The organism is Halanaerobium hydrogeniformans, assembly GCF_000166415.1.
GTDB lineage: Bacteria > Bacillota > Halanaerobiia > Halanaerobiales > Halanaerobiaceae > Halanaerobium > Halanaerobium hydrogeniformans.
In genome coordinates, this window is record NC_014654.1 from 719,085 (window position 1) to 733,654 (window position 14,570).

The window sequence follows — 14,570 nt, forward strand, 5'->3', positions numbered from 1 at the left end:
TCAATAGTAGCACCACCAGAAGATACAATAATGATATTGTAGACTATAAACAGAATGATAATTGTTATTTAAGTCTCTATTCATAAAAATCAAACCTCCATGTTTTCTTTTACAAGCAAACATATGTATGATATAATTATAGTAGGATGGAGGTGAAAAATCAATGCGATTATCATTTAAATTCAAGCCTAAATTAAGCCATAAGCAATTAGTAATAATTAATGAATTAGCCTGGCATTGCTCTAAATTATATAATATAGTCAATTATCAGATTAAAAATAATAAAGATGTAAAAGCTGTCTATACTGAATTAGAAACTAGATATAAAAATAACTGGCATAATGACTACCTTCACTCCCATAACAGACAACAGGCATTAAAGCAGTTAGCTCAGGACTGGAAAAGTTTTTTTAATTCTCTCAAAGATTATAAAAAGAATCCTCAAAAATATAAGGGGCAGCCAGGGTCACCTAATTTTAAACATATGAACAGTAATCCCTGTGAAATAATTTTTACCAATTTAGCTGTTAGGATTAGAGATAACAAATTACTCTTATCCTTATCTAAAAAGATACAATCTAAATATAATGTGAAGGCTCTTAATTTTGAGCTGCCTGAAGCAGTTCAAAGCATTATAGATTTAGATGCTGTCCAGCAGATAAAGATTAAGCAGGACCGTATTTCTAAAAGATGGTATCTACTAATCATCTATAAGACCGAGGAAATAAAAGAAAATAATAACCCTAACATAATGGCAGTTGATCTAGGTCTTGATAATTTGGCTACTTTAACATTTAAAAACAATTCTGATTGTTATATTATCAATGGTAAAACTATTAAATCCAAAAATTCTTATTTTAATAAAGAAATTGCCAGACTACAAAGCATTAGAATGAGGCAGTTAGCTACCAGTAAAATTAGAGATACTAAACGAATAAAATATCTGAGATTAAAGAGAAGAAATTATATTAGAGATTATATCCATAAAGCTAGCTGCAAAATAGTTGATTTAGCAATTGAAAATCAAGTAGAAACTATTGTAATTGGAGATATAAAAAATATTAAACAATGCAGCAATCTTAAATCTTTTGTCCAAATACCGATCCAGAGATTAAAAAAATTAATTGAATACAAAGCTAAACTAAAAGGTATCAAAGTTGTTGAAATTGATGAAAGCTATACTTCTGGATGTAGTTCAGTAGATCTGGAAAAAATAAATAAAAGTAACTATGATAAATCCAGAAGAATTACTAGAGGTCTCTTTAAAACTAACGAGGGCCTATTAATTAATGCTGATCAGAATGGTAGCTTTAATATACTTCGTAAATACCATAACGATAAATGTATTCTCAGACCTATCAAAGAGGCGAGAGATAATGGATTTGTGGACAATCCTTCAAGATTAAGGGTATCCTAAACTATTAGGAGCAAAACTTAAAAGCCAAACATCTTGTAAACTGACCTAGTAATATAGGTTGAACTTTAATCTATATGAAGCAGTTAGAAGCTCCATCTAAATCTTGGTTTTGATTTAGATGGAGAGGTTCACGAAAAAAGCTGTAGAAAAAGGTCTTTATACTATTGCTTTTGTGTTCAACAAAAAACAGGCCAGGGCCATGGCAGAAGCAAAAGTGGATATGGTTTGTGCTCATCTTGGCTGGACTGCAGGGGGAGAAAAAGGAATAAAAACCAGGGAAGATATTTCAGAAAAAATTAAATTAGTTAAAGATATCTTTTCTACAGTTGAAGCAATAAATCCTGATATATTACATATGATTTATGGAGGAGGAGACATACAGAATCCCATTAAAGCCAATGAATTCTATAAAGAGACTGATACATTAGGCTATATTGGTGGCTCAACTTTTGAGCGAATACCAGTTGAAAGCTCTATCAAAGATACTGTCAGCAGTTTTAAAAATTTTTATAAATTACAGAAAGAAAATATTAAATTAAAAGAAGAATTAAACAAGAAAAAGAGCTTTGATAATCTGGTCGGTCACAGTTTAATCATGCAGCAGATGTATGAATTAATCGATAAGGTAGCTAATAAAAATGTCAATGTTTTAGTTTTTGGAGAAAGTGGAACAGGTAAGGAGTTAGTTACCAGGGCCATCCATTACAGCAGCCAGAGAACAGATAAAGCCTTTGTTAAAATAAACTGTGCGACAATACCAGAAAAGCTCTTAGAAAGTGAACTTTTTGGTCATGAAAAAGGATCGTTTACAGGAGCAGCAAAACAGCGAATCGGCAAATTTGAATTAGCAGATGGAGGCACTCTTTTTCTAGATGAAGTTGGAGAAATAGATATTAATCTACAGTCAAAACTTTTAAGGGTATTACAGGAAAAAGAATTTGAAAGAGTTGGCAGCAATAAAACAATTAAAGTAGATGTGAGAGTTATTTCGGCTACAAACAAAGATCTCTGGCAGGCCGTAGCAGAAGGCAAGTTTAGAGAAGATCTTTTTTACCGTTTAAATGTTGTTTCAATAAACACCCCACCTCTTCGTAAACATAAAGAGGATATACCTCTGCTTGTTAATAGCTTTATCAAACAGATTAAAGAAAAGTTTGATATCAAAATACTAAAAATAGAGCCCAGAGTTTTTGATGTTTTAATGGAATATGATTGGCCAGGTAATGTACGAGAATTAAAAAACAATATAGAAAGAGCAGCAATACTATCTGAAGATAAAACAATCAAGCTTGAAAATCTACCCCAATATTTTAAAAAATTTACTAAGCAGCAGGATTATTTTAATCCGAGCAAGGAAAATGATGATTTAGCTGCTCATTTAGCAACCTTTGAAAAACAGATAATACTTAATGCTTTAGAAGAGCAGCAGTGGAATCAAACAAAAACTGCAGAAATGCTGGGTATCAGCAGAAAAACACTCTATAATAAAATACAAAAATATAATCTAAATAATTGAGATGATCAGTGGGTAATTAATTACACAAAAGCATTTTTTGGGGTTTTAGCAGCTTATTATTTGTGTAAATAATTACTCACTTTTAATTTTAACTAAAAACTATTTTTTAAAAATCGGCTCAATTTAGTCTCAAATTATCTAAAAATAAACAAAATTTAGTATATTGTTGGCTTTTTAATCTATTTGGCATAGATAATGCATTTATATATTAGTGAAGAGAATATATTTAAGCAAATAATAAGTAAAGGGGTGGTTTTTTGTCTAAAGTAGCTGTTCTAGGAACCCTTGACACAAAAGGTGAAGAATTTCTTTATGTCAAAGAAATAATCGAAGGTGAAGGTTTAGAAACGATAGTAATTGATGCTGGAGTAATGGGTGAACCCTATTTTGAAGCTGAGATAAAAAAAGATATGGTTGCAAAAGCAGGTGGAGAGTCGATTGAAAATTTAATCGAAAAATCTGACCGAGGTTATTCAATGGAAGTGATGTCTAATGGTGCAGCCAAAGTAGTAGAAGAATTATATGAAGCTGGCGACATAGCTGGAATAATATCATTAGGAGGCTCAGCAGGAACAACAATTGGAACTACAGCCATGAAGAAGCTTCCGGTCGGTATTCCTAAAGTTATGGTTTCTACTCTAGCTTCAGGTGACACAAGACCTTATGTAGGAACAAAAGACATAACGATGATGTATTCAGTAGTAGATATACTTGGAGCAAATAGCTTATCAGCTAATATACTGGCTAATGCTGCCTTTGCAGTTGCCGGGATGGTAAAAGGTAAAAAGCCTGAGCCTAAAGAAAAAAGACCTTTAATTGCTGCTACAATGTTCGGGGTAACAACTCCCTGTGTAGAAAAAGCAAGAGAATATTTAGAAGAAAACGGTTATGAGGTTATCGTTTTTCATGCTACAGGTACAGGTGGAAAGGCAATGGAGAATTTAATAGAAGAAGGCTTTATAGCAGGTGTTTTAGATCTTACCACAACAGAATTATGTGATGAACTGGTAGGAGGAGTGCTTTCGGCAGGACCTGATCGTTTAGAAGCTGCTGCAAAAAATTCTGTTCCTCAGGTAGTTTCTACCGGTGCTCTGGATATGGTTAACTTTGGCCCTATTGACTCATTGCCAGAAGAATTCAAAGCTAGAAATATTTACAAACACAATCCAACAGTTACACTGATGAGAACTAATTTAGAAGAGAACAAAGAATTAGCTGAGATCATGGCAAAAAAATTAAATCAAAGCACAGGCAAAACAGCACTAGTACTACCATTAAAAGGTGTATCGATGATCGATGCAGAAGGACAGCCTTTTCACGGAGCGGAAGAAGATCAAGTCCTTTTTGATACTTTAAGAGAAAAAATTGATCAAGATAAGGTAGAATTAATCGAAAAAGAGCTGCATATAAATGATGAAGAATTTGCTTTATCAGTTGCTAAAAAATTAATTGAATTAATGGAAAATAATTAAAGGGGGAAGATAAAAAATGGCATTTACTCGTCAAGAGGTTAGAGAAAAATTACTGGCTGAAGTTGAAAAAGGAAATAGTGTTGTTGGAGCAGGGGCTGGAACAGGTATTTCTGCTAAATTTGCCCAACAGGGTGGAGTAGACTTAATAATTATCTATAATTCAGGCCGCTATAGAATGGCAGGTAGAGGTTCATTGGCCGGTCTGCTTCCCTATGGAGATGCAAACGGGATCGTTGTAGAAATGGCAGATGAAGTTTTACCCGTAGCAAAAGAAACTCCTGTTTTAGCAGGTGTCTGTGGAACAGATCCCTTCAGATTAATGGATAAGTTTCTGGCAAAACTTAAGGAGATAGGTTTTTCAGGAGTACAGAATTTTCCTACAGTTGGTTTGATCGATGGAGTCTTTAGACAAAATCTGGAAGAAACAGGTATGGGCTATGATCTGGAAGTAGAAATGATCAGAAAAGCTCATCAGCTGGATATGTTCACCGCACCATATGTCTTTAGTGAAGAAGATGCAGCAGCTATGGCCGAAGCAGGTGCAGATGTCTTAGTAGCTCATATGGGACTAACAACAAGCGGCAGCATTGGTGCAGAAACAGCATTAACCTTAGAAGAAAGTGCTAAAAAAGTTCAAAGAATTGCAGATGCCGGTAAAAAAGTAAATCCTGATGTCATGGTTATCTGTCATGGTGGGCCAATTGCAATGCCTGATGATGCAAAATATGTACTTGAGAACACTGAAAACGTGATCGGTTTCTTTGGTGCTTCAAGTATAGAAAGACTCCCAACTGAAAAAGCAATTAGAGAACAGACCGAAGACTTTAAAAATATTAAAATAAAGTAAATATCAAACATTTATCTAAAAATAAAATTTCACAATAAATTGTTTAATCAAGCCCTCTTAAAAATAATAAGAGGGCTTTTTAAAATTAATAGTAATTGAACTTCAGCTTTTCAAGCAGTTTAAGTATTTTAACTTAGCTGAGCCAGAGCAGAAAATCAGATAGCTTGTTATTATTCTCTTAAAGTAATATAATTAAATTAATTCATGTTGTCTTTTCACAATTGAATGATTATTTATAGTTTTTATTTTAGGAGGTTATTGCTATTAAATACATAAAAAGTATTATAAAATACACGGGTATAATTCTCTTTATATTATTATTAGTCCTGCCAACTTTTGAGGGCTTAAGTATTGAAGGGCAGCGAGCTTTAGCAGTATTTGTGTTAGTTATGACCTTCTGGTTAACTAATATTATACCACTGGCTATTACAGCTTTGCTGGGAATGGTTTTAATGCCATTATTAAATATTATGTCAGTTGACCATACATTTGCATTATTTGGTAATAAAGCTATATTTTTTATATTAGGTGCTTTAATTATTTCTGCTGCTCTTTACTATACCGGTCTGGGAAGCAGAATGGCTTTTTCTATAATTAAGCTTTTTGGCAATAGCCCTCGCAATCTCCTGGTGGGTATATTGTTAACTGCAGCTTCTATGGCCTGTTTAATGCCTGAGCATGCAGTAGCAGCTCTTTTATTTCCGATAGTTATGGAAATAGCTTTAAGTTTGGAACTAAAACCATTAGAAAGCATTTATGCTAAACTTCTTTTTCTATCGATGGCCTGGGGAGCTATTATAGGTGGTATAACTACTTATCTTGGTGGTTCACGTAATTTACTTGCTGTTGAGATATTAGAACAAAAATATAATATGAGTATTGGTTTTTTTGAATGGATCAAATATTCCTGGCCTATTCCTACTTTAATGCTGATATTTTTTATGTTATTGATCTGGAAGTACTTTAAGATTGATATCAATAATATAGATAAGGCATATAGTGTTCTAGAAGATAAGCTGGCTCAAAAGGGTGGTTTAAGTTTTGCTGAAAAAAAATTAATTGGTGTTTTAATAATAATAATCTTTAGCTGGCTTTTTTTAGCTCAAATTATTCATATTTCTGTCACCGCAGTAGCAGGTGCTGTGTTAATTTTTATTTTAAAAATAGTGGTCTGGCGGGAAATAGAGGAATATGTTAACTGGGGAATAATTATAATGTGTGGAGGTGCAATAGTAGTTGCCAGTTCACTGGTAGAAACTGGAGCAACCTCCTGGTTATCCAATCAAATTTTTGCAGAGCTTGACCTTTCAATATTCTGGTTTTTATCACTTTTAGCTCTATTTACTATTTTATTAACTGAGGGAGTTAGTAATGTTGCAGCAGTAGCTGTAGTTTTACCGATCGCCTTTAGTATTAGTGATATTTATCAGTTAAACCCAATAATTATTACCCTTTCTGTTGCTTTACCAGGTGGGCTTGCTTTTATGTTTCCCATGGGAAGTCCTCCAAATGCTATAGCTTTTTCTTCCGGCTATTATAAAATAGAAGATTCAGTTAAATTAGGAATAATTTTAAATATAGCAGGCTGGTTAATTTATATGCTGGTACTCAAATTTTATTGGCCACTTTTAGGATTAAGATTTTAAAACAAATTAATTATCTAATATAGGTTGCAATCGCTATTTCCTCCAACTATAATATGAATATAGAAAGATAATCTAATTAATTAAGGATTGATAATATGAAAAAATATCTACTCATTCTTTTCAGCTATGCTGGTTTAGAAGGTTTAAATAAAGTTCTCTTTAACAAGCTCAAAAGTGGTGACAGGCTATTTGTTAGAGCAGTTATTTTAGAGGGTGTACCCAAATTATACAATCACCTAACTTCTGATCTTGGCTTTTTAGGGGATAAGGTAGCAAATGATATAGAAGAATCAGTGCTGGAAGGCCATCAATGCATTACTGATAATTATTTAAAAAATTTAGAAGAAACTGCTGCAGAAAATAATATTGATTTTACTAAACACTTAATTGATCATCATCAGCTAGATAAGATGAAAAAAGATATTTTGGAAAAAGACTTAGATGCAGTATTTATAAACTTTTCTAAGAATGAATTTATCTCAGATCAAGTTAAAGAAAAAGAAATAAAAGATTTTTTAAAAAAAGCTGGGCTTAAACATTACAGTTTTTATGATGGAAAATTAGAATAGGCCTGGCAAGATCACCTTCCTTAAAAGGAGGGCTTTTTCTTTTTAGGCAGGATTTTATCTAAAGATGTTTAACTATAACAATAATAATTATTAATTTGCAGGAGCTGAAAAAGAGATGCAGCAGACATTAAAAAAATTATGGGAGTTATTTAATAAAAAAGAGAAAAAACAAATATTAATTCTATTTATAGCTGTTTTAACCATGGCTTTAGCTCAAATTATTGGTATAGCCTCAATAATGCCCTTTATGGATTTGGTCATGAGCCCTGATATGATAGAGGAAAGTCGAGCATTACAAAGCATTTATAACTTTTTAGGCTTTCAATCAATCACTGCTTTTACCATTTTTATCGGGACAGTAATGTTTTCTCTAATCCTCTTATCGAACGCGATTTCTACTTTTGCTAGCTGGTATAAACTAAAATTTGTCTGGGAAAATAATCACCGCCTTTCCAGAAGACTATTAAAAAAATATATGTCAAAACCATACAGCTATTTTTTGATGCACAACACTGCTGATCTAGGCAAAAATGTTCTGCATGAAGTTTATGCTCTGACGATAAATTATTTAATTCAGCTGATCGATTTAATAACTTATTCTATAGTAGCCTTAGCAATTATAATTTTATTATTTCTTACAGATCTTTTAATAACTTCAGCAGCAATTATTATATTAGGCAGCAGCTATATTTTAATCTACCTGGCCACAAAAAACAAAATGAAAACTGCTGGAGAAAAAAGATTAGAAGCCAACATGAACCGTTATAAAACAGCATATGAAGCCTTTAATGGAATCAAAGAAATTAAAGTCAACAGTCGAGAAAATGAATTTTTAAATAGATATACCCATTATTCAGCCAAAAATGCTAAATTACAGGCCTGGAATCAGATAATCAGGCAGATGCCCCGCTATGTTATGGAGGCACTAGCCTTTGGCTCAGTAGTTTTGCTTGTCCTATACTTTGTCATAAGAGGAGAAGACAGCACTCAGCTGATTTCTAAGGTAAGTCTTTTTGCCTTTGCCGGTTACAGATTGTTGCCTGCTCTGCAGAGTATTTTTAATTCAGCCAGTTCAATGGTCTTTAATACTGCAATTTTAGATAGAATACATGAAGATATTTTTGAAGCAGGTAAGTTTGCCGCTCAAAAATGGCCTGATAGCTTACCAGAACCGATGGAATTCAGGGAATCCCTCAAACTAAAAAATATAACATTTAGTTATCATGAACAGGGTGAAAAAATATTAAAAAATATAAATATAGAGATCAGAAAAGATAGCCAGATCGGTCTGGCAGGGGAAACAGGCTCCGGTAAATCAACCCTGGTTAATATCATTTTAGGTCTATTAGAATCAGATCAGGGTAAAATAATAGTTGATGGTAGAGAACTTAACAGAGATAATATACGGAACTGGCAGCGTAATATAGGGTATGTACCCCAGGATATCTATCTTTGTGATAATACTATTGTAAAAAACATTGCCTTTGGGGTTCCCGAAGCAGAAATAGATTTTAAGGCTGTAAAAAGAGCTGCTCAGATTGCAAATATCGCAGATTTTATAGAAAATGAATTAGAAAAAGGCTATCAATCTATAGTTGGAGAGAGGGGCATCAGGATCAGTGGTGGTCAAAAACAGCGGCTTGGTCTGGCCAGAGCTCTTTATCATGACCCTGAGATATTGATCTTAGATGAAGCCACAAGTTCTCTAGATGAAGCAACTCAAAAAGCAGTAATGGAGGCAATAGATAAAATAGCTGAAGTTAAAACAATGATAATTATTGCCCACCGGCTGAGTACTGTGCAAAACTGTGATAAGATTTATTTAATCGAAAAAGGTCAAATAATAGATTCAGGTAATTATGCTGAATTGGCTAATAACAGTCAGAAATTTAGAAAACTGGCTGATATAAACAGCCAGTTATAATAGATGATTATTGTTTAATCTTCATTAAATATAGTTTGGAAAGGAAATACAATGAAAATAGCAATTGATGCATCTGCTTTAACTTTACCTATTACAGGAATAGGACGGTATACTCAGCAGTTAATTAAACAACTAAATAAAATTAAAAAATCTAAAGATGAAATAATATATTTTTGGGGTGCAGGCTATAAAGAAAGTGATTTTATTAGAGATGATATACAAACTTCTAAACATACTCACCGCAACAAAATAAAAGGTTTTCAAACTTTATGGGAACAATTTGTTTTACCATATAAAATCTCTAAATATAAATTTGACCTTTATCATACACCAAGAGATAAAAACATTCCTTATTTAAAAATAAATAACACTTTGATCTTTGTGACAATGCATGACACACTAGTTTTTTCTCATCGTTCTAATTCTATTTCTAATTCTATAAATAAATTGAGATGGCATAGAGCAGCAAAAATTGCTGATAAAATTATTACTGTATCTAATAACTCTAAAAAAGATTTATTAGAACAATTTCAATTTTTAAATAAGGAACAGGTTTTTGTAAATTACTGTGGAGTTGATGATAAATTTTTAAAGAAAAATATAAATATTAAATTATTAGCTAAAATAAAAGCTAAATATGGAATAAAGAAAAAATATTTTTTAGCGACTGGCAGTACAGAACCAGTAAAAAATAATAAATTATTACTAGAAGTAATGAAATTAGCAAATAAATATTTTGAAAAAATGTTTGAAAATTATGAATTAATTATAGTAGGTCCAGAATGGCCAGGTGAAAAAGAACCTAGAAAATTGGCCAAAAATATTAAATTTACTGGCTATGTTGAAGAAGAAGACCTGCCAGTTTTAATGTCCGGAGCGGAAATTTTCCTTTTTCCTTCTCTTTATGAAGGATTTGGTTTACCAAGCTTAGAAGCAATGGCAGCTGAAACTGTGGTTATTACTAGTAATAGCTCTTCCTTACCGGAAGTTATTGGAGAAGCAGGCATCATGCTTGATCCAAATTCACCTCAAATTTGGCTGGATTCAATTATAAATATATTAAAAAATAATGTAAAAAGGCAAAAATATATTAATTTAGGAAAAAAAAGAATAGGTAAATTTTCCTGGCAGCACAGTGTAGAAGAATTATATTTATTATATGAGAAAGCAGTTTGGAGAGCTGATTCAAACAAATAATTTTAGAAAGCTAGGAGTTGCAATTAAAAGTGAAAATTGTCTATATTTCTTCTTTAAAAATAAAAGGAATAAGTGGTGGCAGTATCGAAGCTGCAAAGATTCATTTATCTTTAAAAAAACTTGCCCAAAAAGACCAAAATATTGATTATCAAGTTATTTCCTTAGATAAAAATATTTCTTTTAAATCAGACATTAATATTTCAAAAAGCCAAGCAAAGAACTTTTTAACAAGATTTTTTTTACATAGTAATTATATTTATATTGAGTGGTTAAAAATACGCAAAAAAGTATTGAATTTAGATGCAGATATTATAATATTGGGTAATTCAAGAATGGGTTTTATAGCTAAAGAGATTAAAAAGAATAATGATGAGATCTTTATAATTGGGCATTTTGATAATATTGAATTAGATTACTTAAAAGCATATTCTTTAGCTTATAATTCATTTAAAGCAAAATTATTTAAATTTATAGAAAGCAAGGCAGTAAGAAGAGATGAAAAAATGTTCAATGATAATATTGACTTAGGGTTATTTTTAACTGAAAGAGATTTAATTAGAGCTAAAAAATTATATGATTTTAAAGGAGATTATAGAATATTAGGAGTTTGTTTAAATAAAATTGACTACAGCTTAAAAGCTGCAAATAATTATGATCTTAATCTAATATTTTTAGCATCTTTGTGGTATGGAAGCAATATTGAAGCAATAAAATGGTTTTTAAATAATGTCTGGTCTGAAATAAATAAATTAGATTATGATCTTCAGCTGATCATAGGAGGTAGTAATCCCAGTCATAATTTCTTGAAATATTTAGGTGCTGTTAAGAATGTTAAAGTTTATCCTAATTTCAAAAACAAAGAAAATATTATACCTAAAAATTCTGTTTTTATATCACCAATACAAACTGGATCTGGAATGAAAGTTAAAGTAGCTGAAGCATTGTCCATGGGCTTAGCTGTTATTGCTTCCCAAGAAAGTCTAATTGGTTATGAAGAGGCAATAAATGATCAGGAAAACAAAGCAATAATAAATGAGGTTAGAACTGCTTCTGAATATATAGATAAGATAAAAAAACAAATAGATTTAAATAATATTAAGCAAATTAGAAAAAGAGCAAAATTACTATTTAATAAATATTATTCTATGCAAAGAGCTGCTGCAGCAATTGAAAGTATTATAAATAATATAAAAATAGAAAAATATCAAAGTAGGTGATTATAATTTATCACACTAAAAAAGGTATAATTTTAGCAGGTGGAAAAGGTACAAGACTCTATCCTCTTACATTGGTGACTAACAAACATCTTTTAGCTGTATATGACAAACCAATGATATTTTATCCATTGGCAGTTTTAATGTTGGCGGGTATACAAGATATTTTAATTATTTCAACATCAAAAGCTTTGCCTGCTTACAGAAGGCTATTAGGAGATGGAAGAAAATATGGAATTAACTTATTCTATAAAGCGCAAAAATCTCCAGATGGATTACCACAGGCATTTATTATCGGTGAAGATTTTATAGCTAATGATTCTGTAGCTATGATATTAGGTGACAATATTTTTTATGGAAATAATTTAGACAAATTATTGAAAAAAGCTGGCTCTAGAAAAATTAAATCTACAATTTTCGCTTATTATGTTAATAATCCTAAAAATTATGGAATAGTTGATTTTGACCAAAAAAATCGAGTTAAATCTATTGAAGAAAAACCTGATAATCCAAAATCAAATTATGCAGTAACAGGTTTATATTTTTATGATAATAGAGTAGTGGATTATGCAAAAAAATTAAAACCCAGTCACAGAGGAGAATTAGAAATAACTGATTTAAATAATTTATATCTTGGTCAAGAAGATTTAGAGGTTGAAATATTGGGTAGTGATTTTACCTGGTTTGATATGGGAACGGTTAACAATTTAATTGAAGCTTCAAAATTTGTTAAAAATATTGAGCAAAGAACAGGGACTAAGATTTGCGTTTTAGAAGAAATAGCTTATAGAAATAATTGGATTGACAAAAAAAAGATCTTAAATGTATTAGATAAATATGAAAATTCTCCATATGCTAAGTTCTTACAAAAAGTAGCGAAAGATAAAATAAGATAACTTAATTGAAAGGAATAATTTTTATGAGAAAAAAAGAGAAAATTCTTATTACAGGTGGAGCTGGCTTCATAGGGGCAAATTTAACAAAAAAGCTATTGGCTTCTGGTTTTTATGTTATCTGTATGGATAATTTATATTCTTCTAAAAAAAATAATATTGAAGAATTTTTAAATAATAAAAATTATGAATTTATAGAACATAATATTATTGAACCTTTTTATTTAGATGTTGATAAAATATATAATTTGGCTTGTCCAGCTAGTCCTGATTTTTATCAAAAAGACCCTATTTATACAATGAAAACTTCTATTTTTGGAGCATTGAATGTGCTTGAAAATGCAATTAAAACAAATGCAGTAGTTTTGCAGGCTTCTACATCAGAAATTTATGGTTCGCCTACACTACATCCACAAACAGAAAACTATTGGGGAAATGTAAATCCAGTTGGGTTCAGAAGTTGTTATTCTGAAGGGAAAAGAGCTGCAGAGACAATCTTTTATGATTACTTGAGAAATTATGACTTAGATATAAAAATAGCTAGAATATTTAATTCTTATGGACCAAAGATGAGAGAAGATGACGGGAGAGCAATTCCAAATTTCATTGTCAATGCACTGAAAAATAATAAGATTGAAATTTTTGGTAACGGTAATCATACAAGATCTTTTTGTTATATTAGTGATCTTGTTGATGCTCTCATAAAGATGATGAACAGTGATCTGAGTGGTCCAATAAATTTAGGTAAACCTGAAGAAATAACTATCCAAAAACTTGCCAAAAAAATAGTTAGTTTAGGTGATTCTAAATCTAAAATAATTTATAAGAAGTCACGCTGTAATGATCCGAAACACAGAAAGCCAGATATAAGTCTTGCTAAAAATAAATTAAACTGGGACCCCAAACATAATCTTTTAGACGGCTTAATTAAAACTATTGATTATTTTAAAAAAGTATTAAAATAAAATTTTAAGTTAGGTGTTATTATAATGTATTCTATAAATAAAAAAGTAAAAATAATAAATGTTTTTCATAAAAAATATTATCAATTTGATAATGATTTATACTTCAAAATTCAGGCTGGGTCAGCTCTTTCAAAAGAAAATTTGGCTATGTATAAAGACAATTCAGGAGATAATATTTCTAATAAAAACCCATATTATAGTGAATTGACAGCACAATATTGGTTTTGGAAAAATTATAATTATAGTAATTTAGATTATATTGGATTATGTCATTATCGAAGGTATTTTGCTTTTTTAAATGCAAAAAATAAAATTAAAAAAAACATCAAATATTTAAAGTTTATTGTAAAAAAATATTTTTTGAAAAACAATTTAACATTTAGTTATTTTCCAACCTTATATTTAAATTATGATGAAGCGGATAAAGAATTAGAAAATTTCAATGACCAAATCATTGATCAATTACCTACATTTGATATATTTTTGCCTTATAAAGTTATTTTCAGCAATTTTAATATTGAAGAGCAATATATATACTCTCATATTTATCAAGACTTTGAAATAATTAAAGAAGTTTTATTGAGAAAAAATAAAAATTATCAGGAGAGTATGGAGACTGTTCTTAATCAAAATAAGTTTTTAGCATATAACATGTTTATTATGCGCAAAGATATTTTTGTTGAATATAATAAATGGCTTTTTAATATATTGTTTGAAATAGAAAAGAAAGCTAAAATAAGCAAATATAATTATCAGGCCAGGTTATTAGCTTTTGCTGCTGAAAGATTATTTAATATATATATTCATAAATTAAAGCAGGATAAAACAATAAAAATTAAGTATCTTGATACGATTTTTATAAAGGAAAAAAATAAGTAAAATAATTTGATGACTTTAAAGTTTTTAAAAT

Annotated in this window: 12 protein-coding genes; all 12 read left to right on the top strand. The window is 30.5% G+C overall.

Annotation, left to right across the window (positions count from 1 at the left end):
* Window positions 1–163 precede the first annotated feature (163 nt).
* The 12 genes from HALSA_RS03165 to HALSA_RS03220 all read left to right on the top strand — a co-directional run bounded on the left by HALSA_RS03165 (window position 164) and on the right by HALSA_RS03220 (window position 14,539).
* Window positions 164–1,417, top strand: a complete 1,254-nt coding sequence (locus HALSA_RS03165; RefSeq protein WP_013405168.1) for an RNA-guided endonuclease InsQ/TnpB family protein — start codon at window positions 164–166, stop codon at window positions 1,415–1,417.
* A gap of 118 nt (window positions 1,418–1,535) precedes the next feature.
* Window positions 1,536–2,933, top strand: coding sequence for a sigma 54-interacting transcriptional regulator (locus tag HALSA_RS03170; protein ID WP_013405169.1), 1,398 nt, complete (start codon window positions 1,536–1,538; stop codon window positions 2,931–2,933).
* A gap of 257 nt (window positions 2,934–3,190) precedes the next feature.
* On the top strand, window positions 3,191–4,405 hold the full coding sequence (locus HALSA_RS03175) for a Tm-1-like ATP-binding domain-containing protein (RefSeq protein ID WP_013405170.1): 1,215 nt from the start codon (window positions 3,191–3,193) through the stop codon (window positions 4,403–4,405).
* A gap of 16 nt (window positions 4,406–4,421) precedes the next feature.
* The gene (locus HALSA_RS03180) at window positions 4,422–5,252 is read left to right on the top strand and encodes a phosphoenolpyruvate hydrolase family protein (RefSeq protein ID WP_013405171.1); all 831 of its coding nucleotides are present in this window, start codon (window positions 4,422–4,424) and stop codon (window positions 5,250–5,252) included.
* A 311-nt stretch (window positions 5,253–5,563) separates the two neighbouring features.
* Window positions 5,564–6,898, top strand: coding sequence for an SLC13 family permease (locus HALSA_RS03185; RefSeq protein WP_083789297.1), 1,335 nt, complete (start codon window positions 5,564–5,566; stop codon window positions 6,896–6,898).
* 95 nt (window positions 6,899–6,993) lie between these two features.
* Entirely contained in the window at window positions 6,994–7,467 is a 474-nt protein-coding gene (locus HALSA_RS03190) for a Rossmann-fold NAD(P)-binding domain-containing protein (RefSeq protein ID WP_013405173.1), read from the top strand.
* A gap of 115 nt (window positions 7,468–7,582) precedes the next feature.
* Window positions 7,583–9,391 carry an ABC transporter ATP-binding protein gene (locus HALSA_RS03195; RefSeq protein ID WP_013405174.1) on the top strand — a complete coding sequence of 603 codons (1,809 nt, stop codon included), beginning with the start codon at window positions 7,583–7,585 and terminating at the stop codon, window positions 9,389–9,391.
* A gap of 51 nt (window positions 9,392–9,442) precedes the next feature.
* On the top strand, window positions 9,443–10,588 hold the full coding sequence (locus HALSA_RS03200; RefSeq protein WP_013405175.1) for a glycosyltransferase family 4 protein: 1,146 nt from the start codon (window positions 9,443–9,445) through the stop codon (window positions 10,586–10,588).
* Between the two features lie 29 nt (window positions 10,589–10,617).
* Window positions 10,618–11,805 (top strand): glycosyltransferase, encoded by a 1,188-nt coding sequence (locus HALSA_RS03205; protein WP_013405176.1) that lies wholly within the window; start codon window positions 10,618–10,620, stop codon window positions 11,803–11,805.
* Window positions 11,802–12,698 carry a glucose-1-phosphate thymidylyltransferase RfbA gene (gene rfbA / locus HALSA_RS03210; RefSeq protein WP_013405177.1) on the top strand — a complete coding sequence of 299 codons (897 nt, stop codon included), beginning with the start codon at window positions 11,802–11,804 and terminating at the stop codon, window positions 12,696–12,698. The genes HALSA_RS03205 and rfbA overlap by 4 nt, the downstream gene beginning before the upstream one ends.
* A gap of 23 nt (window positions 12,699–12,721) precedes the next feature.
* On the top strand, window positions 12,722–13,660 hold the full coding sequence (locus HALSA_RS03215; RefSeq protein ID WP_013405178.1) for a UDP-glucuronic acid decarboxylase family protein: 939 nt from the start codon (window positions 12,722–12,724) through the stop codon (window positions 13,658–13,660).
* A gap of 24 nt (window positions 13,661–13,684) precedes the next feature.
* Window positions 13,685–14,539: a DUF4422 domain-containing protein gene (locus tag HALSA_RS03220; RefSeq protein WP_013405179.1), complete on the top strand. Its 855-nt coding sequence runs from the start codon at window positions 13,685–13,687 to the stop codon at window positions 14,537–14,539.
* Window positions 14,540–14,570 lie beyond the last annotated feature (31 nt).

Bases quoted from the DNA above. Each gene is read 5' to 3' on its own strand.
- HALSA_RS03170 (WP_013405169.1), top strand. From the start codon at position 1,536: ATGGAGAGGTTCACGAAAAAAGCTGTAGAAAAAGGTCTTTATACTATT.
- HALSA_RS03165 (WP_013405168.1), top strand. From the start codon at position 164: ATGCGATTATCATTTAAATTCAAGCCTAAATTAAGCCATAAGCAATTA.
- HALSA_RS03180 (WP_013405171.1), top strand. From the start codon at position 4,422: ATGGCATTTACTCGTCAAGAGGTTAGAGAAAAATTACTGGCTGAAGTT.
- HALSA_RS03215 (WP_013405178.1), top strand. From the start codon at position 12,722: ATGAGAAAAAAAGAGAAAATTCTTATTACAGGTGGAGCTGGCTTCATA.
- HALSA_RS03200 (WP_013405175.1), top strand. From the start codon at position 9,443: ATGAAAATAGCAATTGATGCATCTGCTTTAACTTTACCTATTACAGGA.
- HALSA_RS03190 (WP_013405173.1), top strand. From the start codon at position 6,994: ATGAAAAAATATCTACTCATTCTTTTCAGCTATGCTGGTTTAGAAGGT.
- HALSA_RS03220 (WP_013405179.1), top strand. From the start codon at position 13,685: ATGTATTCTATAAATAAAAAAGTAAAAATAATAAATGTTTTTCATAAA.
- HALSA_RS03195 (WP_013405174.1), top strand. From the start codon at position 7,583: ATGCAGCAGACATTAAAAAAATTATGGGAGTTATTTAATAAAAAAGAG.